Below are 21,677 nucleotides of genomic sequence, written 5' to 3'. Positions count from 1 at the left end.
TTTGTGACTTTCCGTTACGGGGCGACGGTGACGCGCCGGTCACTCGTCTGGGCCTCCGAAACAGGACGAATAGCCTTAAATCCCGACAGGGTAGATGAGGTCTCCTAATCCGTCCCTGGAGGTATATGTGCCGCGCGCTCTGACGCCCGACGGGGCGGACCACCGCCTGCGGCGCGTCGCGGCCGTCGTCACGTCCTTGAGCGCGCTGATCGCCACCTCCGTCGTCGCCGGGCCCGCCACCGCTTCCGAGGCCGCCCTGTCCTGCGCGCTGGGGCGCACCGACGCGCACCACTCCGAGGGCGTGGACAGCTGGAACGGCTCCTATACGCGCCCGGACCGCCCGCTCAGCGCCGTGATGATCTACCTCTCCTTCCCGGACTCCCGGCCCGCCGCCGCCCCCCGGGCGCTCTCGCGCGACTACTTCCCCGCCACCTCGACCTTCTTCGCGCGCGCCTCCTACGGGAAGTTCCGGCTGCGCGCGGAGGTGCACCCCGCCTGGGTGAAGATGCCGCGCTCGTCGGTCGCGTACGGGATACGGCGCGACTGGGACGCCGCCCGGCGCGCGTCCTATCTGCGCGACGCGGTCGCCGCCGCGGATCCGTCGGTGGACTTCAGCCGTTACGACATGGTCTATTTCGTCGCCGATCCGGACGCTCCCGGCGTCGATTCGGACGCCACCAAGGTCGTCAATCTCGACCAGCCGATGCATGCCGACGACCGTGACCTGCACCGATTCGTCACCGTCTTCGAGCAGAGCCCCCCGGACCGCAATGTCCTCGCCCACGAGACCGGTCACGTCTTCGACCTGCCGGACCTTTACCACCGTCCGCGGGACGGCAAGGGTGACTGGGACACCTATGTGGGTGACTGGGACCTCATGGGCAGCCAGTTCGGGCTGGCTCCCGACCCCTTCGCCTGGCACAAGTGGAAGCTCGGCTGGATCGCCGACAACCAGGTCGACTGCGCCGATCTGACCGGCCCCGCCATGCACTCGCTGCGGACCCTGTCCGCCCCCAGGGAGCCCCGCAGCCAGCGCCGGCCGAGGCTGCTGGTGGTCCGTACGGGGGAGGACAGCGCGCTGGTCGTCGAGGCACGCGGTGCCGTGGGCAACGACCGCGGTCTGTGCACCGAGGGCGTCCTGGTCTACCGCGTACACAGCCAGACCCCCTCCGGGGCGGGGCCCGTACAGGTCCTCGACGGGCACCCCGGCACCTCCGCCTGCTGGGGAACGTCCGTCTACCCGCCGCTCGCGGACGCACCGCTGGGCGTGGGGGAGAGCATGGACGTCGCCGAGGACGGCGTACGCATCCAGGTCGCCGGGCGGTCGAGCGACGGGGACTGGGCGGTCAAGATCGGGCGCGGCTGAGGCCCGCGCGGCGGCGCACGGGCGGCGCGCGCAGGACGGGTGCGGGCGCACACGACGAAGGCCCCCACCGGAGTGAGGGCCTTCGACTGTCTGTGCGCCGCCAGGGACTCGAACCCCGGACCCGCTGATTAAGAGTCAGCTGCTCTAACCAACTGAGCTAGCGGCGCCTGCTGACGGGGAAAACATTAGCATCCTGGTCGGGGAGGACGAAAATCGGTTTCCCTCAGCCCGGCATCAGCGCCGAAACAGGGTGCTGAGCTGCGGCTTCCCGCTCCACCCCGGCCGCCCCGCGCGCCGCGCGGACACAGGCCCACAGCAGGACGTCGGGCCCGGGGAGCCAGGGAGTGCGGGTGCCGGGGGCGACCAGCCAGCGGGAGGCCGCGGGGCCGACGGGGTCCTCCAGGACGTCGGCCGGGCCGGAGCGGGGGTGCAGCGGCGGGACGGTCACCGCGTCGCCGCTGCCGTGGCACAGCAGCGGCGGGACGGCGGCGGACCACTCCTCCCAGACGAGCAGGGCGGGCAGCCGCTGGGCCGTGCCGGGCGCGGCGAAGAGCAGGATCCGGCCGCGGTGCACGGCGACCGGCCCCGAGCCGGGGCCGTCGGACCATAAGCGGTCCACCATGCGCCGGCCGAAGAGCGCCGGGGCGTTGATCACGTCGAAGGCGGTGCCGCACGGCAGGGCGCTGGGCGCGGTCGGATGCAGCGCCCACAGTGCGTGCATCTCGTCCGGACGAGGGCTGGCGGAGGCGAGCCATTCGGCGCCCGCGAGCGTGACGTAGGAGGTGGTCGGGAAGTCCAGGGTGCGGGGAGTCTCGGGCAGCCAGTCGCTCATGCCGAAACCTCGCTGCGCTCGGCCTCGCATGCGCGACGCACGCACCTTTTCATGATTCGCTCCCTGCGCTCGCTCATGGGGACAGGTCTACCGATACGGCGCGTACGGTCTTGGCTGATTGGCGGAAACCGGGACAGGGCGGTGCGGGACCGGGTATCTTCCCTCCCTCGCATATGCCAGCGGCTCATGGTCACGGACCATGAGCCGCACAAGAGGGGTGGGAGGGCGTCCGCGCCGTCAGGCGCGACCGGGTCGCTTCAGTCCATGTCGCCCGGCAGGGTGCTGCCGCTGCGCATCAGGCTGCGGCCGAACTCGACCATCTTCCGGGCGTAGTCCTCGGTCCACTCCGCCTGCTCGGCCAGCACGGCCAGCGGCAGCCGGTCGAACCTGCTGGGGTCGGACAGCTGGGCTGCGGCCAGCGCCTGGAACTCCGTGGCGCGGTCTGCCGCGGCGCGGAAGGCCAGGGTCAGCTCCGTGGCGCGGCTCAGCAGCTCGCGCGGGTCCTCCATCGACTCCAGATCGAAGAAGTGCTCGGGGTCGGCGACGGCCTCGGGGGGCTCGAAGAGCAGTTGCGCGGGCCTCATGCGCCGGGGCCCCGGCGCCGTACCACGTGGGTCGGGAGCCGGTCGCGGCTCGGACATGTACCTACCTCCAGATCGTGTGCCGCATTCCATTGTCCCGCCCCGCGCAAGGGGGCCGAAAACCGTGCGCCCGCGGGGGACGGGCCCTACGGGCGCCAGGCGACACGATGTTCGTTCAGATGCGCCAGGACGGAGTGGTGGGCCTCCCAGCCGTCCGGGAACTTGACCGTGACGCCCAGGCTGACCGGCTCGGTCGAGGGGTGCTCGTCCAGGAGGTCGGTGACGCCGGCGCGGCAGACGACGATGCAGGCGTGGCGGTGGCGGGAGGCGAGCACGCACAGCCGGCCGGTCTCCAGATGGAAGGCGGTGGCGTCGGGGCGGCCGGAGAGCGGGTGCAGGACGACCGTGACGTCGAATTCGCGGCCCTGGAGGCGGTTGGCGGTGTCCACCGCCACCTCGGCGGCGCCCAGGCCGGCGAGCGCGGCGCGGACCGCCGCGGCCTGGTCGCGGTGGGCGGTGCCGACCGCGATCCGGTCCGCCGTGAGCGGCGCCGGATCGGGCGAGAGCTCGCTGGTCGCCGCGCCGCCGCGGTCCAGCAGCCGTCGCACCACCAGGGCCACCGCGTGCACCGCCTCCGGGTCCGTGCGCGGTGTGCGGCGGGCGGGGAGCTCCAGCAGGCCCCAGCCGGACTCGGCGGCCTCGTCCAGGACGCGGTCCACGCCCGAGCCGTCGCCGGGCACGCCGAACGCCAGCCGGCGGTCGCCGTGGCCGGTGCCGCTGCGGAACGGGGTGTAGGGGTAGAACGCGGCGGAGACCAGCGGCGCCGCCGAGGCGGGCAGGCGCCAGGAGACCGGCAGGCGGTGCTGCGGCAGGCCGGGGTTGTGGGCCAGGAGGGTGGCGACCGCGCTCGACGAGGGGTCGTAGGAGAGCCCGGCCCACTGCTCCGCGCCGACGACGCTGAACGGGTCCAGCTGCCCGGGGTCGCCGACGAACAGCGCCCGTTCGAAGAGCCCGGCCACGCTCAGCAGCGCGTCCGACCGCATCTGGTATGCCTCGTCCACGATCGCGTGCCCCCAGGGCTCGGCGACCTTGGTGTAGGCCCACTTCGCGGCCGTCGAGACGACGATGTCCATCCCGGCCAGATCGGCGGCCTTCGCCGACGTGCGGACCGACGGCAGCTCGGCCAGCGCCGGGTCGAACGCGCCGGGCTCGCTGCTGTGCAGCCGGCCGACCGGCAGCTCGGGGTCCTTGGCCGCCAGCCGCAGGACCAGGTCGTCGACCTGGGCGTTGGTCTGCGCCACGACCATCAACGGGCGCCCGGCGGCGGCCAGTTCGCGGGCCGCGCGGACCACCAGGGTGGACTTCCCGGCACCGGGAGGGGAGTCGACGACCACGCCGCGGCGGGTGCCGTGCAGCGTGTCGTGCAGGATCGCGTCGGTGGCCGCGGTGGCCGCGGCGCCGGGGTCGAAGGCGGATCGGGCGGTGGCGGACGGGTCCTGGGCGGCCGTCATACGGCGGTGTGCCCCGGGCCGGTCCAGCAGCGGGCGCGCATTACAGGAAGTCCTCCGCGGTCACGGGGTCGGGGGTCTCGTTCGGCGCGGCCCCGGGGACGGGCGGCGGGCCGCCGTGCGTCCAGGGCGTGTCCTCGGGGTCCGGCAGCTCCGGGCCGCCGCGCGGGGCGTGTTCGAACAGCGTCCAGCACAGCACGTCGCCCGGCTCGGGTACGGAACCGGGCTCGGGGGTCTTGCCGCGCCCCATCCCGCCCGTCAGCCGCACCACCAGCCTGCCCGGCTCACCGTCGGCGTACTCCGCGGGCGCGACGAACTCGGCGGGCTGGGTCCTTCCGTCCGCCAGGGCGCGGTGCAGCCTGCTGCCCGGGGACAGCTGCGGGAGGTCGGCCGTCTCCAGTGTGACCAGCGGGCGCGGCATCGGGCGCCGGCCCTCGGACATCGCCATCTCGACGTCCGTGACCATGCCCTCGAACGCCTCGCCGGCCAGTCGGCGCCCCGCCATCACCAGCGGGTCGTCCAGGGCTTCCTGGGCGTCCAGTTGGGCCTGGGCGGTCTCCCGTGCGGACAGCTTCTGCGCGGCGGTGACCGCGTCGTCCCGCTTGGGCTGCGGCGGCTCCCCGGCGCGCACCCGATCGCGGTGCGCCGTGTACGACCAGCGGTCGCGCTTCCAGCGGTCGGCGACATGCGCGCCCTCCGGGAGCGCCCGCAGCAGGTCGACGCCGCGCCACACGGCGTCCCAGGTCGGCTGCAACTGGCCTGCCACCAGGGCCCGGAGCGCGTCCTCGGCGCCCGGCAGCCCGGCGTCGTAACGGGCCATCGCGGGGGCGAGCAGCCGGTTGTCGAACGCCGGGTCCGTGGCCGGCCCGGCCGGCGGGCACAGCAGCTGCCCGTCCGCGTCCCGCGCCGCCTCCGCGCGCTCGGCCGCCTCCCGGCCCGAGAGTCCGCCGGGCGGGTCGATCCAGGCGAGCAGCGCGCCCAGATGCTGGTCCTCCAGCGCGCTCTGGCCGCTGACCCAATGGCGGGTCAGCAGACCGGTCATGGACTGCAGGAGACCGGACCCGGGCACCCTGGCCCGCTCGCCGAAGTGCGTCAGCCAGCGGCCCAGCAGCGGGACGTGCGGCGGCGCGGGATACGGCGCCGCCGGCTCCTGCTCGGCCGTCCGCCGGAAGCGCATCGAACGGCCCAGCAGCCGGACGTAGTCGATGCCGGCGGCGCTGGGCACGAGCAACTGCGGTGCGTCCGCGCACAGTTCGACCTGCACCGGGACCTTCTTGCCGGTCTCCGGGTCGGTCTCCTTGCGCTCCTCCCACTCGACGGTGTCCGCGAAGCCGTCCACGTAGGGCAGCATCGCGCCGGCCAGTTCGGCCAGGAACGCGAAGCGCAGATCGCGGTCGCGCGGCTGCGGGACGACCAGCAGCGCGGGCTGGTCGCGGTCCGTGCCGACCAGCGCGCCCAGCGGGGCGCCGGCCTCGCCCGCGGTGGTCAACGGGACGAGGACCAGCGGACGTTCGGACAGATGGCGGTGGCGGACCGTGCACCGCGGCTGGGCGCGGCCGGCCGCCACCGCCTCCATCCGGGCCAGCGTCTCGATCATCGACATACCGGCTCCGGTGCCCGCGATGCCGCGGCGGCCAGCGCCCGGGCGCGCAGCGCGGCAGCCCGGCGCAGGGCCAGCACCGCCGGGTCGTCCGCCTGCCCGGGGTCCGCCGAGACGGCCGCGGCCAGCACCTCCTCGACGGTGCCCAGCCCGCCCAGCTCGCCCCGTACGCCGCGCCCCAGCGCCTCCACCGCGCCCTCCTGGCGCGACCGCTTGCGGCAGTGGAAGGCCAGCTCGCAGGCGGCCAGGCACTCGGGGGCGTAGGCCGCGCCGACCGCCTCGACGGCCTCGGCCAGCTCCTCGGGCGGGCGGGTCGGGGTCCGGCCGTCGTCCGCGAGCCGGAGGTCGAACGTCGTGCCCTCCGGGAGGGCCGCGGCGATCTCCTCGACCCGGGTGAGGCGGGCCAGCTGCCGCCGGGTCGTGGCCAGCTGCTTGCGGATGTCGACGGCGGCGGCCGCGGGGAGGTTGGAGAAGTCCTTCGGGCACACCAGCAGCACCCGGTCGCGCACCCGCACCGCGCGGCCCGTGTGCGCCGCGGCGTGCTCGGCGACCTGCTCCAGGGCGAGCACGTAGACCGCCGCCTGGCGGGCCGCCGCCCCCACCTTGGCGGCGTCGGCCGAACCGTCGATCATCGGGAAGGACTTGATCTCGACGACGGTCCAGCCGCCGTCCGGATGCACCACCACCGCGTCCGGCTCCACATAGGCCGGCGAGCCGGCCACGTCGAGGACCAGCATCGGGTGGTCCAGCAGCGCCCAGCCGCCGGCCGCGGTCGCCTCGCGCAGCGCCAGCGCCGTACGCGCCGCCCGGCCCTCGGGCCCGGCCGCGGACAGATCGGGGGCGGCGATCTCCTCGGGGCCGGGCGGCGGGGTGCCGGGCGCGAGCCGCTCGTGCAGCAGCCGCAGCAGTTCCGTGCCGCCGTCGGCCTTCACCCGGGCCTCGAACGCGTTGCCCCGGATGAGCGCGAACTGGGACTGGCCGTACGACGCGGGCGAGCCCAGCGCCTGGGCCAGCGCGCCCTTGTCGATGCCCGCGCCGTCCAGCAGCGCGCGGCGCCGGCAGCCCGGGTTGGCGGCCAGCGCGGCGAGCGCGCGGGCGTCCAGCGAGCGGGGGCGTACGCCGGGGCCGCGCAGTTCGGTGAGCCTGGCCCGGCTCACGCCGGGCGGGGGCGTCCCCGGCCGCAGGACCGGCGCCGGCGCCTGCCGCCCCGCCTCGGGGGCGGCCGACACGGGTCGGCTGTCGCGGAAGGTATTCACCCGCCGAAGTCTCGCATCCCGCACTGACACCGACCGATCCCGTCCGCGATCCGGCCCCTCCCCGCCGGTGGCCGGCCCCTCCCCGCCCGCGGACAAAACGCCCCCGTGCGCGAGAATGGGAGTCCCGCGGTCAACGCCGCCCGCACCGAGCAACGACCAGCCGAGCGATCGGCGAGAGGTACGACCATGGCAGCGCGCATATTCCTGGCCAGGCACGGGCAGACCGAGTGGTCCCTTTCCGGCAGGCACACCGGCCGTACGGACATCCCGCTGCTGGACGAGGGGCGGCGCGGCGCCAAGCTCCTGGGCGAGCGGCTGCACCACGCCCCCTGGGACGGCCTGCCGGGCGTCGAGGTCCGCACCAGCCCCCTGGTGCGCGCGAAGGAGACCTGCGAGCTGGCCGGCTTCGGCGACCGGGCGCAGGAGTGGGACGCGCTGATGGAGTTCGACTACGGCGCGTACGAGGGCCTGACCCCCGACGAGATCAAGGCCGGGCGGCCGGGCTGGCTGATCTGGCGCGACGGGGTGCCCGAGGGCGAGACGCTCGCCCAGGTGTCCGCGCGGGCGGACGAGGTCGTCGACTGGGCGCGGTCGGCCGACCGCGATGTGCTGGTCTTCGCGCACGGCCACATCCTGCGCGTCCTGGGCGCCCGCTGGCTGGGCCTGGACATCTCCTTCGCCGCCCGCATCCGGCTGGAGCCGACGTCCCTGTCGGTGCTCGGCTGGGCCTACGGGGAGCCGGCGATCGAGCGCTGGAACGACACCGGGCACCTGGGCTGAGCCCACCCGCCGCCGGTCAGCCGCCCGAGGAGACCGAGGCCGCGTGCCGTTCCAGGAACGCGGCGACCGGCGCGATCCCCCGGTGCGGCCGCAGCGTACGGGCCGTGCGGTCGAGCATCGTGCGGATCCGGGCCGAGTGGACCTGCTCCAGCAGCGCCAGCACCCGGGTACCGGCCGCGGCGGCCTCCTCGGGCGCACCGCTGTCGGCGAGGTCGCCCGCCAGCTCCGCGGTGAACAGGGCGATATTGCGGGTGAAGTGCGGATCCTGCAGGGCCACCGCGCGCTGCGCGTACTCCGCGGCGCGCTGCGCGTCGCCCAGCGCCGCCCAGCACTGCGCCTCCAGGCCCGCCAGCTCCGCCTCGCCGTAGAACGTCATCCACTCCGGGTCGCCGTCCCGCGACCCGCTCGCGAACAGCCGCTCCGCCCTGGCCAGCGCCTGCTCGCAGCCGGCCCGGTCGGCCAGCCCGGCCCAGCCGCCCGCCTCCCGCAGCGCCAGCAGCGACAGCAGCCGCGGCGAGGCCAGCCGCTTGGCGGCCTGCTGCGCGGCCTGCGCGGCGCGCACCGCCTCGCGCGGCCGGCCGGCGTCCCGGGCGAGGAAGGCCGTGTTGCAGAAGGCGTGCGCCTCCAGGGCGGCGTCGCCGCAGACCCGGGCGGTGGCCAGCGCCTCGGCGTAGTGCGAGCGGGCTTCGTCGAAGCGGCCCGAGTCGTGCGCCAACCATCCGACGGTGATGGCGAGTTCGCCCGCGCCGGAGTGCAGCCGGTCGGACACCGAGCGGTGTTGGACGTCGGCGTCCAGCAACTCGTAGGCGGCGCGCAGCGGCTGGGTGGCGCGGCGGTAGATGCCCTCCGCGCCGTGCCGGTCGTCCAGCAGCCGGATCTGGCGTACGGCCTGCTCGACGGCGGTGGCCTCGGCCGCGCCGGCCCGGCCGCCGACCGGGGTGCGCGGCGGCGGCACATGGGCGGACGCGGCGACGGCTTCGATGGGGTGCAGGGCGGCGAAGCCCAGGGCCGCCGCCGGGCCGCCGGTGATGAACGCGCGACGCAGCACGTCGCTCTCCTCGTGGATCTGGATACAGGTATCGCGGTTGTCGGGTTCGGTTGCCAGGGGCGCGGCGCTGACCGCCGCCGTACGCGCCCCCCGTCCGCGTACCACCTCGCGCGGCGCGAAGCCCATGTCGGGCAGCGTCAGCCCGGGGAACATATGCCGGAACACCCGCTCGTAGGCGTAGTTCGGGCACCGGATCTCCCCGGACTCGACGCGGCCCACATAGCGGGCGTCGCACGAGACCTGCTCACCGATCTCACGGGCGGCCCGTCGGACCGCCGCCGCGAACTCGCCTGGTGACAGCCGGCCGCGCAGCTGCCGGAATGCGGTGTTCGGGCGAGCGGGTACGGTGCGGGACGACGCTGAACGTGCTGCTGGCGACGCCATGGCGGACCCTCTCCGTGCCATCTTGTGGCGATTGCCGCGTCCTGGCGGTGCGGCGGGACGACGGTACCGGCTACCCCGGCTCCGATACACACCTTTTGGCTACAAATCGGATATCTCGCGCGTGATCTGCCATGAACTGCCATCCTTTGCAGCGTTACGCCGCCGTAGCTGTTGACGTGCCCGACCGTTGAACTCGGTGTAAAGGGTGCGGCGCGTGCAGGAGGAGGGGTTCTCCGTGTGGGAGACCGGCGTGAGCAGGGGCGGCAACGGGTCCGCGGGCCAGGCCCAGGGCCGTCGCAAGCAGGTCGTCCCCGGCGGCACGGCCGCCGTACCGGTCCAGCCCTGTGACCTGGTCACGGTGCCCGCCCGGCAGGGGCTGGAGGCCGTCGACATCCTCCGGCTGCGCGACGGCGTCGGCCCCGTACTGCACGACGGCGCCTGCGACACTCTCGGCTTCCTGGTGCCCGCGGGCACGGCCGACGGCTGGGACGTGCCGGGCAGCGCGTGCACCCAGACCTACGGGCGGGCCGGCGCACCGGCCGGCGAGGGCGGCGCGGCGGAGCCGCCGGTGACCGGTACCGGCTGGCTGGTGCCGCCGGAGGGCGCGGGCGCCGCCGCCACCGACCCGGCCGTACTGCGCGCGGCGCTCGGCGAGGCGGCGCGGACGATCGAGGCCGTCGACCGCTGCCAGTGAGCGCCGGGCCGGTGGCGCGCGGGCCGCTCCGCCCGGCTCGCGGGCCCGGTCAGTGCGCGGGCTCGCCGGCCGCCGCCTCCGATGCCGGGCCGCTCGCGGCGGTCGGAGCGCCGTCCCGTGCCGGGCGCGGGATGGTGGTGGCGCCCCGCCGGTCGCCCCGCCGGTCGTTCAGCCGGCGCTGTACGCCGCGCAGCAGCCGCGCCGCGGTGAAGCCCGCCCCGTGCACGGCGTGCATCGCCGGGCCGAACGACGGCGCGCTGAGCAGCCCCGCGAAGAACAGCCCGGGCCAGGACGATTCGAAGCCGGGGCTCAACTCGGGCGCGCGGCTGCCGGCCACGGTCCGCAGGGTGGTGCGCACCCGGGGGTGCAGCAGCCGCAGCCGCCGCAGGTCGGGGGTGAAGCCGGTCGCCGCCACCACATGGTGGGCGTCGACGGTCTCCGACCCGCCATCCGTATGGGTGAGATGGAGCCGCACCCCGTCGCCGTGCGGGACCGCGGCCCGCACCCGGTGGCCGAGTCGGGCCGCCACCGCGGGCTCGAAGCGCCCCCGCAGCCACCAGGCGCCGGCCGGCGTCGGCCCGTTCTCGGCGATCCGGACCCGGGTCGCCGCGGGCAGCCGGCGCACCGCCCACGGGAGCTGCGACCACGCCCAGTTGGACCAGCCGGTGCCGAGCCCGGAGTGCGGATCGCACAGCGCGCGCAGCCGGCCGCGGTCCAGCGGCTGCGGCGGGCTGCGCCAGTTCAGCCGGTCCGCGCGGGCCACCAGCGTGGGGTGGGCGCCCTGTTCGGCCAGCAGGGCCGCGGTTTCCAGCGCGGACTGCCCGGCGCCGATCACCGCGACGTCCCGGCCGGCGAAGCCGCGCAGTTCGCGGTGGTCGCTGCTGTGCGAGGCGAGTTCCGGGGGCAGTTCGAGCAGTGGCCAGGGGCGGTGGGCGAACGGCACCATGCCGACGGCGAGCGCGACGGTCCGGGCCGCGATCAGCTCGCCGGTGTCCGTCTCGACCTGGAAGCCGTCGTCGCCGTCGGGGCGCACGGCCGTGACGGCGACCTCCTCGACCTGCGGCACCGCCCGCTCTCCGAACCACCGGCCGTAGGCGACGTAGGTGTCCAGGGCCAGCGGGACGCCGTGCTCGGCGGTCAGGTCGTGGACCGCGCAGTACTCGGCCAGGTTGTGGCGGCCGGACGGGGCGGAGAGGCTGGAGGACCAGGGCTCGGACCTGAGCAGCATGCCGTCGGGCATGTGCGCGCGCCACGAGGCCATCGGCCGGCCCAGGACCCGCAGCCGCAGCCCGGCCGCCGCCGCGTGCGCGGCGATCGAGAGTCCGTAGGGGCCGGCGCCCACCACCACGAGGTCGTACATGGATGCTCCCTGCGCTGTGTCATCGGTGCGGACTCATCGGTGCGGACGGCTCGCCATGGGCGCCGCCTGTCGGTTCGAGAGCGGGGACGGGGCGGGCGACCGGGGCGCGTCGGGCAGCGGGACGACCGCGGAGGGGCGGGCCGGCACGGGGCGGCGCCACCGGGGCGGGGCGGCGGTGGCCACCGCCTGCTCGTACACGCTCATCAGCGCCTCGGCGCTGCGCGCGATGTCATAGCGCCGCACCACCGGCGGCACCGGCAGCCGGCCCGGTTCGTGGCGCCGCAACTCCCGCAGGGCGGTGCCCAGTTCGTGGACGCCGGGGCTGAAGCGCCGGGCGCCGGGAGCCTGGTCGGCGGGCAGGTCCTCGACCGCCGGGCAGCTGCCGTAGAGCACGTGCAGCCCGGATGCCAGCGCCTCCAGGACGGCCAGCCCGAACGCCTCGTCCGGGGACGGCGAGACGAAGACGTCGAGGGCGGAGAGCAGATCGGGGATGTCGGGCCGGCATCCGGGTACGGCGCTCGGCGGCGCCGCCGAGACGCGTTCTGCGTCGCCCACAGCGCCTGTTGGCGCCGCTGAGACGCGTTCTGCGTCGCCTACGGCGCCCAGGAGGTGAATGCGGTCCCCCGACCCGAACTGCTCCGCCGTCCGCCGCAGGGTCTCCCGCTCCGGGCCCTCGCCCGCCAGCAGCAGGTGGACGCCCGGGAGTTGGGTCACCGCCCGGACCAGCACGTCGAACCGCTTGCCGGGCACCAGCCGGCCGGCGCCGCCGACCACGAAGGCGTCCAGCGGCAGCCCCAGCCGGGTGCGGACCAGGGCGCGGGCGGCCGGGTCGAAGCCGAAGCGATGTGCCTCGATGCCGCTGTGCACCACGTGGATCCGCCGCTCGGGCACGCCCCAGCGCAGCAGCCGGGCGGCGACCGTGTCCGAGACGGCGACCGTCGCCGCGCCCAGCCGCTCGGTGGCCCGGTAGAGCGCGCGGACGCCGCGGGTCAGCCGGCGGCCCTCGATGACCGCGTCGCCCAGGGAGTGCTCCGTTGCGACCACGGCTCGTACGCCGGCCATCCGGGCGGCGATCCGGCCGTAGACACACGCCCGGTAGAGGTGGGTGTGCACCAGGTCGTACCCGCCGGCGCGGATCAGTGCGGACAGGCGGGGGAGCACGCTCAGATCGCGGTCGCCGGTCATGCCGAGGTGGGTGACGGGGGTGCCGTCCGCCTCGATGCCGTCGGCGACCGGCCCCGGACCGGTCAGGGTGACGACCTCGCACTGGGCGGGCAGCCGGCGCAGCAGCAGCCGCAACTGCTGCTCGGCGCCGCCCATGTCGAGGCCCGTGATGACATGCAGAACCTTCACCGGGTGCCTCCTGGGGTGGGGGTAGCGGCCGGGGTGGTGGTCTCGTCGGTGGGCCGCGCCGCGCGCCGGTGGGCGGGCCGCGCCCCGAGCCGGCCGCCCGCCGCGCCCGCGCTCATCCGCCCTCCGGCCGGAGCGGCGAGGCGGCGGTGCGCAGCAGGATCCGGATGTCCTGCCACAGCGACCAGCTGTCGATGTAGAGGTTGTCGAACCGGGCCCGGTCCTCGGCCGGGGCGTCCGGCCCGAGCCCGTGCACCCGGGCGAGCCCGGTCAGGCCCGCCGGCATCCGGTGCCGGGCGGCGTACTCCGGGCAGTGCCGGGTGAACCGCCGGACGCGGCAGGGCGGCTCGGGGCTCGGCCCGACCAGGCTCATCTCGCCGCGCAGCACGTTCCACAGCTGCGGCAGCGCGTCCAGCGAGGTGCGCCGCAGCAGGTGCCCGACCCGGCTCGCCGGGGCGTGGTCCGCCGCGCTCGGCGGCGCCGTCGCACCGGGCCCGTCGCCGCGGCGCACGGTGCGGAACGTCAGCCGGACGAAGGTGCCGCCGCCGCGGCCGGCGCACTCCTGCCGGCGGAGCACGCCGGGCCCGTCGGCGAGCCGTAGCGCCAGCGCGCAGCCCAGCAGCACCGGCGCCAGGGCCGCCAGCGCCGGCCCGGCCAGCGCGAGGTCCAGCGCCCGCTTGCCCCAACTGCCGTACCGGGGCGGTGCGGTGTCCAGCGGCCGGCAGGCGAAGCCCCACAGATGGTCGGTCCCCGGGTGGGGCGGGTGGCCCTCGCGGCCGGCCGCGGCGCCGGCCAGCCAGATCGCCGACCCCTGGTCGACGAAGCTGCGCAGCAGCGCGGCGGTGTGCGCATCGGCGTACGGCGGCAGGGTGAACACCGCGTCCCGCACGGTGTGCTGGATGACGGCCCGGGCGATGTCCTGGGGTGAGCGCAGCCGCGGCAGCGCGGACCGGCTCGCGGCGGCCGCGGGCGGGCCGGGCGGCCGCGGCGCCGGATCGACCACGCCCACCGGGCGCATCCCGTACTCGGGGCGGGCGGCGAGCACCGCGGCCAGCTGCCGGGCGGCCGGGTCGGTGCCGACGATCAGCGCGGCGCGCGGCCGGCGGCGGGCGAGGTCGCGGCGCGCCCGGTAGACCGCGGCCCGGCCGCCGCACACCAGCACACCGTGCGCGGACACCGCGAGCGCCAGCAGTACCGGCGACAGCGCCCGGTCGGGGCGTACGGCGGCGAGCACCGCGGCCGCCGCGCACCAGCAGACGGCACCGCGGCCCAGCAGCGCCGGCAGATCTCCCAGCGCGGTCGGCGCGGGCCCCGGGCGGTAGAGCCCGGCCCGGACGTGGAGCAGCAGCAGTCCCAGCAGCGTGGCGGCGGGCAGCGCCGGCGGCGTACCGGGGCCGAGGACGAGCAGCGCGGTGCCCGCGGCGGCCAGGCAGTCGGCGGCCATCAGCGGGGCGACGGTGCGCCGCCGTACGCCGCGACCGGGCCGGGGCGGCGGCAGGGTCGCCCGCCCCGGCCCGCGCGGCGGACCGACCGCGGCGGCCGGCGGGCGGGGGACCGCCGACGGGGGCCGGGCCGGGGCGGAACGGGGCGCGTCGGCGCTCTCGGTCGTCATCGCCTGATCCGCCCCCCGAGCCGGGGGCACGGCACACCGGGAGACCCGCGGTACACATGGAGCACCGCGGGCCGCTCCTGCCACGGCACGTCTTGGGCCGGCACGCACTGCTCCCCTGACTCCGAGCGGACAGAACTCTCAGCGGACTCTCTACGGACTGCGGGTCTCCCGACGGTCTCTGCGGACAATTCCGGGGCGCGTGGCTCAGCGCCCGGTGTCGGCCTGGAAGAAGAGCGCGCCGAGCAGATATCCGGGATCGCGAGTGGTGAAACGGAAAGTGAGCCGATCGCCGCCGGACCGCAGTGCGGGCTTCAGGTCGAATACATCGGAATCGATTCCGAAGGTATTGCGGTAGGCGGGTTTCCGGACGGTCTCCCGGCCGAAATCGGTGATGGTCGAATTCATCACATCATTCGCCGGATTGGCGGTGTCCCGCAGCGCGTGCGGGCGGCGCCGGCCGTTTTGGACGGTGAGCCCGTCGCCTCCCACGCCCCGCTTCGCGCCGTAGGCCACGGCCCCCAGCCGGCCGCTCGCGTTCGCCGGGATCCGCAGCCCCGCCGGCCGCACCGACAGGGTGCGGCGCCCCGCGCCCAGCGGCTCGAAGCCGTCCCACAGCGCGATGCTGCGCAGCGGCAGCCGCGGGTTCTGGTACGCGGCCACCAGCGTCCAGCCGCCCCAGGCACCGGCCGTGGACCGGCCGGTCGCGACATTGATCCGGCCCACCGTGTAGCCGCCCGGACCGCTTCTGCGCACCAGCTCGGTGACGTCCGCGGACGCCTGGAAGCCGTCGGCGGCGGCGAGCGCGGTGCGGCGCCCGGTCACCGAGTCGGCGCGCACCTCCTGGTAGCGGCCGCCGGGCCCGGCGATCAGCACCCGGCCGTTGTCCTCGGCCGCCTTGCGCCCGCCGACCCGCAGGTTGCCGCCCCAGTACAGCCGGGCGTAGCTGACCTTGGACCCGGCCGGCAGCCGCAGCTCCGCGGCGCTGGAGTTGGCGGTGCCGCGGTCGGCGTCGATGTCGACGTACGCCAGCCGGTGGTGGCCGCCGGCGCCGGCGGCGCCCTGCCGTTCCGCCACGCAGGCCGCCGCCGCCCGGCGGTCCGCGCCGCCGCAGGTGACCGCGGAGTTGGCGGCGCGGGCGATACCGCCGTGCTGGGTCGCGTGAAACCGCTCGGCGAAGGGAATGCGGACGGATTCCCGGGGAGTCGGCGCGGCCGCCGAAGCCGGGGCGGCGGACAATGCCAAGGAAGCCAGCGCGCACACGCCGCGCCCGGTGCGGTCCATCGACTTCCGCATGTCTTCCTCTCCGACTTCTATCAGTCAAACAGGAGAGCACTCTGACAGAAATCATGTTGGAAACCGCGACAGGCACGCCGGATACCCCGCGGGGATCCCGATCGGCGGAATGGCGGATTTCCTCGGCGGGGCGGCTTGCTGCCAGAAGGGCTAACGATTACTGCCAGAAGGACCAATGATTTCCCGTAAGGGGTAATGCCCGCATCCCCGCCGCATTCGGCTCGTTGTGACCGGGTGCCCCATTCGCGAACTGAAAGGAGAATGGGATGAAGCGGTTCGTCCAGGCCGCCGCGATGACTGCGGCCAGCTGCGCCCTGGTGGTCAGCGGCGCAGGCATCGCCTCTGCCGGTGGCGGCAGCTACTACGGTCAGAGCGCCGGCACCCAGCAGGCGCGTCACGGCCACGGCAGCTACGCCATCCAGCAGTTCGGTCGCGGTGGCCACCACCGCCACCGCCACCACCACGGCCACCACAGCGGCGCCTTCGCCAAGGGCTACGCGGTGGGCTCGCCGGGGTTCATCAGCGGCAACGTGGTCCAGGTGCCGATCAACATCCCGATCAATGTGTGCGGGAATTCCGTCAACATCTTCGCGCTGCTGAACCCGGCGTTCGGGAACCGCTGCGCCAACATCAGCAAGTGACCCGGCGGCCGGTCCTCAGCAGCATCGGACCGGCAGCGCAGTCGGCGGATCGCCCCGGCCGTGAGGCCGCGGGTGGTCCGCCGCTCCGCCATGCCCCCATCCGCCGGCCGCACCGCCCTGACCAGCGAGGGGACGCCTTCTGGGGCCTCGGGGCCCGGGGGCGAGCCGGGCCGGGCCGCAGTCATACTGACGTACATGGCGAAGAGCAGGCGCGGGCGCGGCGGAGCGGAGGCCGTCACCGAGACGGTGGACGGCGGGCTGGCGGAGCTGCGGCCCGACCGGGACCGCCCGCGCGGCTGGACGCTGCTGCTCGACGGCGCCCCGCAGTCGCATGTGGACCTCGACGACCCGGCCTTCCTCGACTTCCCCTACCAGCGCCGGCTCGGGCATATCGCCGATCTCGCCGGGCCGCCCGGCGCCCCGCTGCGCGTCGTCCACCTCGGTGGCGGCGCGCTGACCCTGGCCCGCTACGTCGCCGCGACCCGGCCCCGCTCCACCCAGCAGGTGGTGGAGATCGACGCGCCCCTGGTGCAGTTCGTCCGCCGGCAACTGCCGCTGGACAGCGGCTGGCGGATCCGGGTGCGCGGGGGCGACGCCCGCGCGGTCCTGGCGAAGATCCCCGACGGCTGGGCCGACCTGATCATCGCCGACGTCTTCGGCCAGGCGCGCACGCCCGCGCATCTGACCAGCACCGAGTTCGTGGCGGAGGTCCGCCGGGCACTGCGGCCGGGCGGGTTCTACGCGGCGAACCTCGCGGACGGGCCCGGGAGCGCACGGGGGGCCGGGGCGGCGCGCGGTGAGGGGCCGCTGAGCTTTCTGCGCGGCCAGATAGCCACCGTGGGTACCGCGTTCGCCGAACTCTGCCTGACTGCCGATCCGGCCGTACTGCGCGGCAGGCGCTTCGGCAACGCCGTGCTGCTGGCCTCCGACACCGCACTCCCGCTCGCCGAACTGACCCGCCGCGCGGCGAGCGACCCGCAGTCCGCGCGGGTCGAACACGGCCGCGCGCTGGCGGACTTCACCGGCGGCGCGGCACCGGTCACCGACGCCACGGCCGTCGCGTCCCCGGCCCCGCCGGCGAAGACCTTCGACTGACCCGGCGTACGGCGCGGGGCCCGGCAGGCCCGGCGCGGGGCCCGGCCCGGCTCAGGTCGACTGGTTGCTGATCTGCACCGCCGGCGGATGCCCGTTCCAGGTGCAGAACACCGACGTATGCGCCCCGGAGCCCGTGAAGTCGACGCGGATCCACTGCTGCTGCTTCCAGACCTGCATCTCCCAGCCCGAGTTCGGGGTCGCCGACACCAGCTCGGCGGAGGAGCCGGACACGCTGAAGACGACCCGGCCACCGGCCGTGGAGTAGCTCTTGATCTCGCCGCGGGACGGGTACCCGGAGCCGCCCTGAGGGGCGGCCGACCGGCTCGGCCGGGTCGCGCCGCCGGTCGAGTGCGTGGCCGGTTTTGACGGTGTGCCGTCGGCGGGCGACGGGCTGCGCCGCGCCGTGGCGGACGGTTTGGGGCGGTGGGTCGAGGAGGCTTGCGGCGTCGCCTCGCCGTCCGTCCCCGAGGAGGCCACCTGGTCGGAAAGGGGCAGCGCGCGGGGGGCGTCGTACGCCGTGCCGGACAGCACGGTGTGCACGCCGAACCACGACAGGGTGACCGCGGCGCCGGTCGCCAGCGTCCAGGCCGCCGCGTGAACCAGTCCTCGTTGCATTTGGCTCATACTGCACCACCGGCCCGTCCGGTTGCAGCCGGTCTGCGGGGGCGGAAGGCGCCGCTCCGGCGTCAACCTCGGGTAAAGGGAATGGCCCGAATGGCGTACGGTGCCGCCCATGGCACGTGTGCTCGTGGTCGAGGACGACCAGTTCGTCCGCTCGGCCCTCATCCGGCATCTGACCGAGGCCGCCCACACGGTGCGCAGCGTCGGGACCGCATTGGAGGCGCTGCGCGAGGTGGCGCAGGTCGGCTTCGACGTGGTCATCCTCGACCTCGGGCTGCCCGACCTGGACGGGGGCGAGGCGCTGAAGATGCTGCGCGGCATCACCGATGTCCCGGTGATCATCGCCACCGCCCGGGACGACGAGGCCGAGATCGTCCGGCTGCTGAACGACGGCGCCGACGACTACCTCACCAAGCCGTTCTCCGTCGAGCACCTCTCGGCCCGGATGGCCGCCGTGCTGCGCCGCTCACGGGCCGGCTCGGCGGGCGCGGAACCGCCCTCACGAGTGATCCGGGTCGGCGGCCTGGCCATCGACCCGCTGCGCCGGCAGGCCGAACTCGACGGCGTCGGGCTCGACCTGACCCGCCGCGAGTTCGACCTGCTGGCCTTCCTCGCCGGCCGCCCCGGCGTCGTCGTCCCGCGCAAGGAGCTGCTCGCCGAGGTCTGGCAGCAGTCCTACGGCGACGACCAGACCATCGACGTCCATCTGTCCTGGCTCCGCCGCAAACTGGGCGAAACCGCCGCACGGCCCCGGTATCTGCACACCCTGCGGGGCGTCGGGGTGAAGCTGGAGCCGCCCCAGTGAGCGTCGCGCGCGAGGCCGCCGGGCCGCAGTCGACGGTGAGAGCCGCGCCTCTGCGCCTCGCGGGCGGAGAAGCGAAGGATGGGACACCGTGAGCGTCGCGCGCGAGGCCGCCGGGCCGCAGTCGACGGTCAGGGTCGCGCCTCTGCGCCTCGCGGGCGGAGAAGCGAAGGGCGAGACACCGTGAGGTGGGCTCTGGTCAAGGTGGCGCTGGCGGTCACCACCATGGTCGTGGTCGCCTTCGCCGTCCCCCTCGGACTGGTCGTCAAGGAGCTGGCCCGCGACCGCGCCTACTCCAACGCCGAACGGCAGGCCGCGACCATCGGCCCGGTGCTGGCCATCACCACCGACCGCGCCCAGCTGGAGCGGGCGGTCGCCAGCGCCGAGACCGGCCCGGGCGGCCGGATCGGCGTCCACGTCCCGGCGGCCGGCAGGAACGGCGCCCCCGCCGAGATCGGCTCCCGGCGGGCCGCACCCGCCGATGTCGCGGCCGCCGTCCGGCTCGGCCGGGCCTCCATCTCGCCGGTGCCCGGCGGCTCCGTGCTCCTGCAGCCCACCGCGGTCGCCTCCGGCATAGCGGTCGTGGAGGTCTTCGTCCCCGACGCCGCGCTCACCAACGGCGTCACCACCTCCTGGGTGGTGCTGGCCGGCGTCGGCCTGGCGCTGATCATCGGCTCGGTGGCGGTCGCCGACCGGCTCGGCACCCGGATGGTGCGGCCCGCGGAGCGGCTCGCCGGCGCCGCCCTCGACCTGGGCAGGGGCAGGTTCGGCGTACGCGTCCAGGAGGACGGCCCCAAGGAGCTGCGGTCCGCGGCCAGCGCCTTCAATTCCATGGCCGACCAGGTCGTCCAGCTGCTCGCCAACGAGCGCGAACTGGCCGCCGACCTCTCGCACCGGCTGCGCACCCCGCTGACCGTCCTGCGGCTCAACACCGCCTCGCTCGGGGACACTCCGGCCGCCGAGCAGACCCGGGCCGCCGTCGAGCAGCTGGAGCGCGAGGTCGACCAGATCATCCGCACCGCCCGCGAGCAGAAGGCGCAGACCCGGCAGGCCGCGGCCGCGGCCGGCTGCGACGCCGCCGAGGTGATCCGCGAGCGGATGGACTTCTGGTCGGCGCTCGCCGAGGACGAGGGCCGTACGGTGCGCGTCGCCGGTGCGGAGCACCCCGTACGCATCCCGGTCGCCCGCCCCGAACTCGCCGCCGCCCTGGACGCGATGCTCGGCAACGTCTTCCGGCACACCCCCGAGGGCACCGCCTTCGCGGTCGATGTGCACAACGCCGAGGAGGCCGTGATCGTGCTGGTCTCGGACGCCGGTCCCGGGATCGCCGACCCCGACGCGGCGCTGCGCCGCGGCCACGGCGGCGGCGGGGACGGCAGTACCGGCCTCGGCCTGGACATCGTGCGCAGGCTGGCCGAATCCACCGGCGGCGATGTGCGCCTGGGGCGCTCGGTCCTGGGCGGCACCGAGGTACGGGTCTGGCTGGCGCTGGACGGCGGCCGCGACCGGCACGGCGTACGCCGCGGCCACCGGCTGCGCCGCACGCTCGGCGGCCGGGGACGGCGGGCCGGCCGCGTCGGCTCCTGAGCGAGTGGGCGCGCGGCATAGGCCGGTGGTCTTAACCACCCCCTTCGGCTTCCTTAAGGCAGCCATAATTCCGCCAACCACCGTACGGATACCGGCATTTGTCCGTTTCGCTGCCGCTAGCGTGCGGGGCGCACCACGGTGCACCCCAGCCCCCCATGTGACGACAGGCAGGCACCAGATGACCCCCTCGGCACACCGCCGGCGCAAGAACCGCACCACCAAGCTGATCGTGACCGGTGCGGCCGTGGCCGTCGCCGCCGGCGGCGCCTTCGCCATCGCCGGATCCGCCATGGCCGGCAAGGCGCCCCGGACCCCCGGCGCCGCGAAGGCCGCGGCCGGCTTCGCCCCGTACGTCGACACCTCCCTCAGCCCCGCCTACGACCTGACCGGCACCGCTCAGAAGACCGGGGTGAAGAACTTCCACCTCGCCTTCGTCACCTCCGGCGGCGGCTGCACTCCCAAGTGGGGCGGCACGGGCGAGCTGGGCGACAACCCGGTGGCCCGGCAGATACCCGAGCTGCGCAAGGCGGGCGGCGACGTGCGGGTCTCCTTCGGCGGCGCCAACGGCTCCGAACTCGGCCTGGCCTGCGGCTCGGCGGACGAGCTGGCCGCCGCGTACGGCAAGGTCATCGACCGGTTCCAGCTCACCAAGGTCGACTTCGACATCGAGGGCGGTGCGCTGCCCGACACCGCCGCCAACACCCGGCGCGCCCAGGCCGTCGCCCAGCTCCAGAAGAAGCACCCCGGCCTGGACGTCTCCTTCACCCTCCCGGTCATGCCCGAGGGCCTGACCCAGGACGGCGTGAACCTGGTCGCGGACGCCAAGAAGAACGGCGTGAAGGTCTCCGCCGTCAACATCATGGCGATGGACTACGGCCCCTCCTACGACGGCGACATGGGCACCTACGCCGTCAAGGCCGCCACCGCCACCCAGGGCCAGATCAAAAAGGCCCTCGGCCTGAGCGACGCGGCCGCCTGGAAGGCCGTCGCGGTGACGCCCATGATCGGTGTCAACGACGTCCAGAAGGAGGTCTTCAAGGTCGAGGACGCCACCCAGCTGGTGAAGTTCGCCAAGGACAAGCACCTGGGCCGGCTGTCGATGTGGTCCTCGACCCGCGACAAGGCATGCGAGGGCGGCCCGTCCCCCTCCGCGCAGCCGACCTGCAGCTCCATCGAGCAGGGCCCGCTGGACTTCACCAAGGCGTTCGGCGCCTACACCGGCTGATCCAAGGTCCCACCCCCACCGGAGGTCCGGCCCGTCGTCCCG

18 protein-coding genes, 1 tRNA gene and 1 pseudogene are annotated in these 21,677 nt (G+C 75.2%); 8 read left to right on the top strand and 12 right to left on the bottom strand.

The window, feature by feature from the left end; translation table 11 throughout:
• The first annotated feature begins 127 nt into the window (after nt 1–127).
• Nucleotides 128–1,366, top strand: coding sequence for a M6 family metalloprotease domain-containing protein (locus ACZ4NB_RS31415; protein WP_467666434.1), 1,239 nt, complete (start codon nt 128–130; stop codon nt 1,364–1,366).
• 93 nt (nt 1,367–1,459) lie between these two features.
• Here the strand turns inward: ACZ4NB_RS31415 and ACZ4NB_RS31410 are convergent.
• The 6 genes from ACZ4NB_RS31410 to ACZ4NB_RS31385 all read right to left on the bottom strand — a co-directional run bounded on the left by ACZ4NB_RS31410 (nt 1,460) and on the right by ACZ4NB_RS31385 (nt 7,143).
• Nucleotides 1,460–1,533 (bottom strand) — tRNA-Lys (locus ACZ4NB_RS31410).
• Nucleotides 1,534–1,589: 56 nt separating this feature from the next.
• Nucleotides 1,590–2,198: a bifunctional DNA primase/polymerase gene (locus tag ACZ4NB_RS31405; protein WP_467666433.1), complete on the bottom strand. Its 609-nt coding sequence runs from the start codon at nt 2,196–2,198 to the stop codon at nt 1,590–1,592.
• Between the two features lie 257 nt (nt 2,199–2,455).
• The gene (locus ACZ4NB_RS31400) at nt 2,456–2,782 is read right to left on the bottom strand and encodes a hypothetical protein (RefSeq protein WP_393486615.1); all 327 of its coding nucleotides are present in this window, start codon (nt 2,780–2,782) and stop codon (nt 2,456–2,458) included.
• A gap of 143 nt (nt 2,783–2,925) precedes the next feature.
• On the bottom strand, nt 2,926–4,290 hold the full coding sequence (locus ACZ4NB_RS31395) for an AAA domain-containing protein (protein WP_467666432.1): 1,365 nt from the start codon (nt 4,288–4,290) through the stop codon (nt 2,926–2,928).
• Between the two features lie 40 nt (nt 4,291–4,330).
• The gene (locus ACZ4NB_RS31390; protein ID WP_467666431.1) at nt 4,331–5,890 is read right to left on the bottom strand and encodes a hypothetical protein; all 1,560 of its coding nucleotides are present in this window, start codon (nt 5,888–5,890) and stop codon (nt 4,331–4,333) included.
• A complete protein-coding gene (locus ACZ4NB_RS31385) occupies nt 5,881–7,143 on the bottom strand; it encodes a hypothetical protein (protein ID WP_467666430.1) in 1,263 nt (420 codons plus the stop codon). Before ACZ4NB_RS31385 ends, ACZ4NB_RS31390 begins: the two co-directional genes overlap by 10 nt.
• A gap of 186 nt (nt 7,144–7,329) precedes the next feature.
• Here ACZ4NB_RS31385 and ACZ4NB_RS31380 point away from each other — a divergent pair, with 186 nt between their 5' ends.
• Complete coding sequence (locus ACZ4NB_RS31380) at nt 7,330–7,923, top strand: histidine phosphatase family protein (RefSeq protein WP_467666429.1); 594 nt, start codon at nt 7,330–7,332, stop codon at nt 7,921–7,923.
• A gap of 16 nt (nt 7,924–7,939) precedes the next feature.
• Here ACZ4NB_RS31380 and ACZ4NB_RS31375 read toward each other — a convergent pair whose 3' ends face one another.
• Complete coding sequence (locus tag ACZ4NB_RS31375) at nt 7,940–9,355, bottom strand: tetratricopeptide repeat protein (protein ID WP_467666428.1); 1,416 nt, start codon at nt 9,353–9,355, stop codon at nt 7,940–7,942.
• A gap of 214 nt (nt 9,356–9,569) precedes the next feature.
• Between ACZ4NB_RS31375 and ACZ4NB_RS31370 the strand changes: the two genes are divergently transcribed.
• Nucleotides 9,570–10,049 (top strand): hypothetical protein, encoded by a 480-nt coding sequence (locus tag ACZ4NB_RS31370; RefSeq protein WP_467666427.1) that lies wholly within the window; start codon nt 9,570–9,572, stop codon nt 10,047–10,049.
• A gap of 49 nt (nt 10,050–10,098) precedes the next feature.
• Here the strand turns inward: ACZ4NB_RS31370 and ACZ4NB_RS31365 are convergent, their stop codons facing one another.
• The 4 genes from ACZ4NB_RS31365 to ACZ4NB_RS31350 all read right to left on the bottom strand — a co-directional run bounded on the left by ACZ4NB_RS31365 (nt 10,099) and on the right by ACZ4NB_RS31350 (nt 15,664).
• A complete protein-coding gene (locus tag ACZ4NB_RS31365) occupies nt 10,099–11,409 on the bottom strand; it encodes an NAD(P)-binding domain-containing protein (protein ID WP_467666426.1) in 1,311 nt (436 codons plus the stop codon).
• Between the two features lie 33 nt (nt 11,410–11,442).
• Entirely contained in the window at nt 11,443–12,762 is a 1,320-nt protein-coding gene (locus ACZ4NB_RS31360; protein ID WP_467666425.1) for a glycosyltransferase, read from the bottom strand.
• A 112-nt stretch (nt 12,763–12,874) separates the two neighbouring features.
• The gene (locus tag ACZ4NB_RS31355; protein WP_467666424.1) at nt 12,875–14,371 is read right to left on the bottom strand and encodes a sugar transferase; all 1,497 of its coding nucleotides are present in this window, start codon (nt 14,369–14,371) and stop codon (nt 12,875–12,877) included.
• A gap of 204 nt (nt 14,372–14,575) precedes the next feature.
• Entirely contained in the window at nt 14,576–15,664 is a 1,089-nt protein-coding gene (locus tag ACZ4NB_RS31350) for a hypothetical protein (protein WP_467666423.1), read from the bottom strand.
• Between the two features lie 266 nt (nt 15,665–15,930).
• Here ACZ4NB_RS31350 and ACZ4NB_RS31345 point away from each other — a divergent pair, with 266 nt between their 5' ends.
• Both ACZ4NB_RS31345 and ACZ4NB_RS31340 read left to right on the top strand, forming a co-directional pair.
• Nucleotides 15,931–16,305: a chaplin gene (locus tag ACZ4NB_RS31345; protein WP_467666422.1), complete on the top strand. Its 375-nt coding sequence runs from the start codon at nt 15,931–15,933 to the stop codon at nt 16,303–16,305.
• A 195-nt stretch (nt 16,306–16,500) separates the two neighbouring features.
• Entirely contained in the window at nt 16,501–17,400 is a 900-nt protein-coding gene (locus ACZ4NB_RS31340) for a spermidine synthase (protein WP_467666421.1), read from the top strand.
• A gap of 51 nt (nt 17,401–17,451) precedes the next feature.
• Here ACZ4NB_RS31340 and ACZ4NB_RS31335 read toward each other — a convergent pair whose 3' ends face one another.
• Nucleotides 17,452–18,015, bottom strand: a complete 564-nt coding sequence (locus ACZ4NB_RS31335; protein ID WP_467666420.1) for a hypothetical protein — start codon at nt 18,013–18,015, stop codon at nt 17,452–17,454.
• A gap of 118 nt (nt 18,016–18,133) precedes the next feature.
• Here ACZ4NB_RS31335 and ACZ4NB_RS31330 point away from each other — a divergent pair, with 118 nt between their 5' ends.
• From ACZ4NB_RS31330 to ACZ4NB_RS31320, 3 genes and pseudogenes are all read left to right on the top strand, one after another.
• Complete coding sequence (locus ACZ4NB_RS31330; RefSeq protein ID WP_467666419.1) at nt 18,134–18,826, top strand: response regulator transcription factor; 693 nt, start codon at nt 18,134–18,136, stop codon at nt 18,824–18,826.
• 180 nt (nt 18,827–19,006) lie between these two features.
• The gene (locus tag ACZ4NB_RS31325) at nt 19,007–20,410 is read left to right on the top strand and encodes a sensor histidine kinase (RefSeq protein ID WP_467666418.1); all 1,404 of its coding nucleotides are present in this window, start codon (nt 19,007–19,009) and stop codon (nt 20,408–20,410) included.
• Nucleotides 20,411–20,652: 242 nt separating this feature from the next.
• Nucleotides 20,653–21,635: pseudogene (locus ACZ4NB_RS31320) on the top strand (chitinase); the annotation flags it as partial.
• Nucleotides 21,636–21,677 lie beyond the last annotated feature (42 nt).

Source organism: Streptomyces sp. NPDC026575, assembly GCF_055567415.1.
This window is presented reverse-complemented; position numbering and strand designations above follow the sequence as displayed.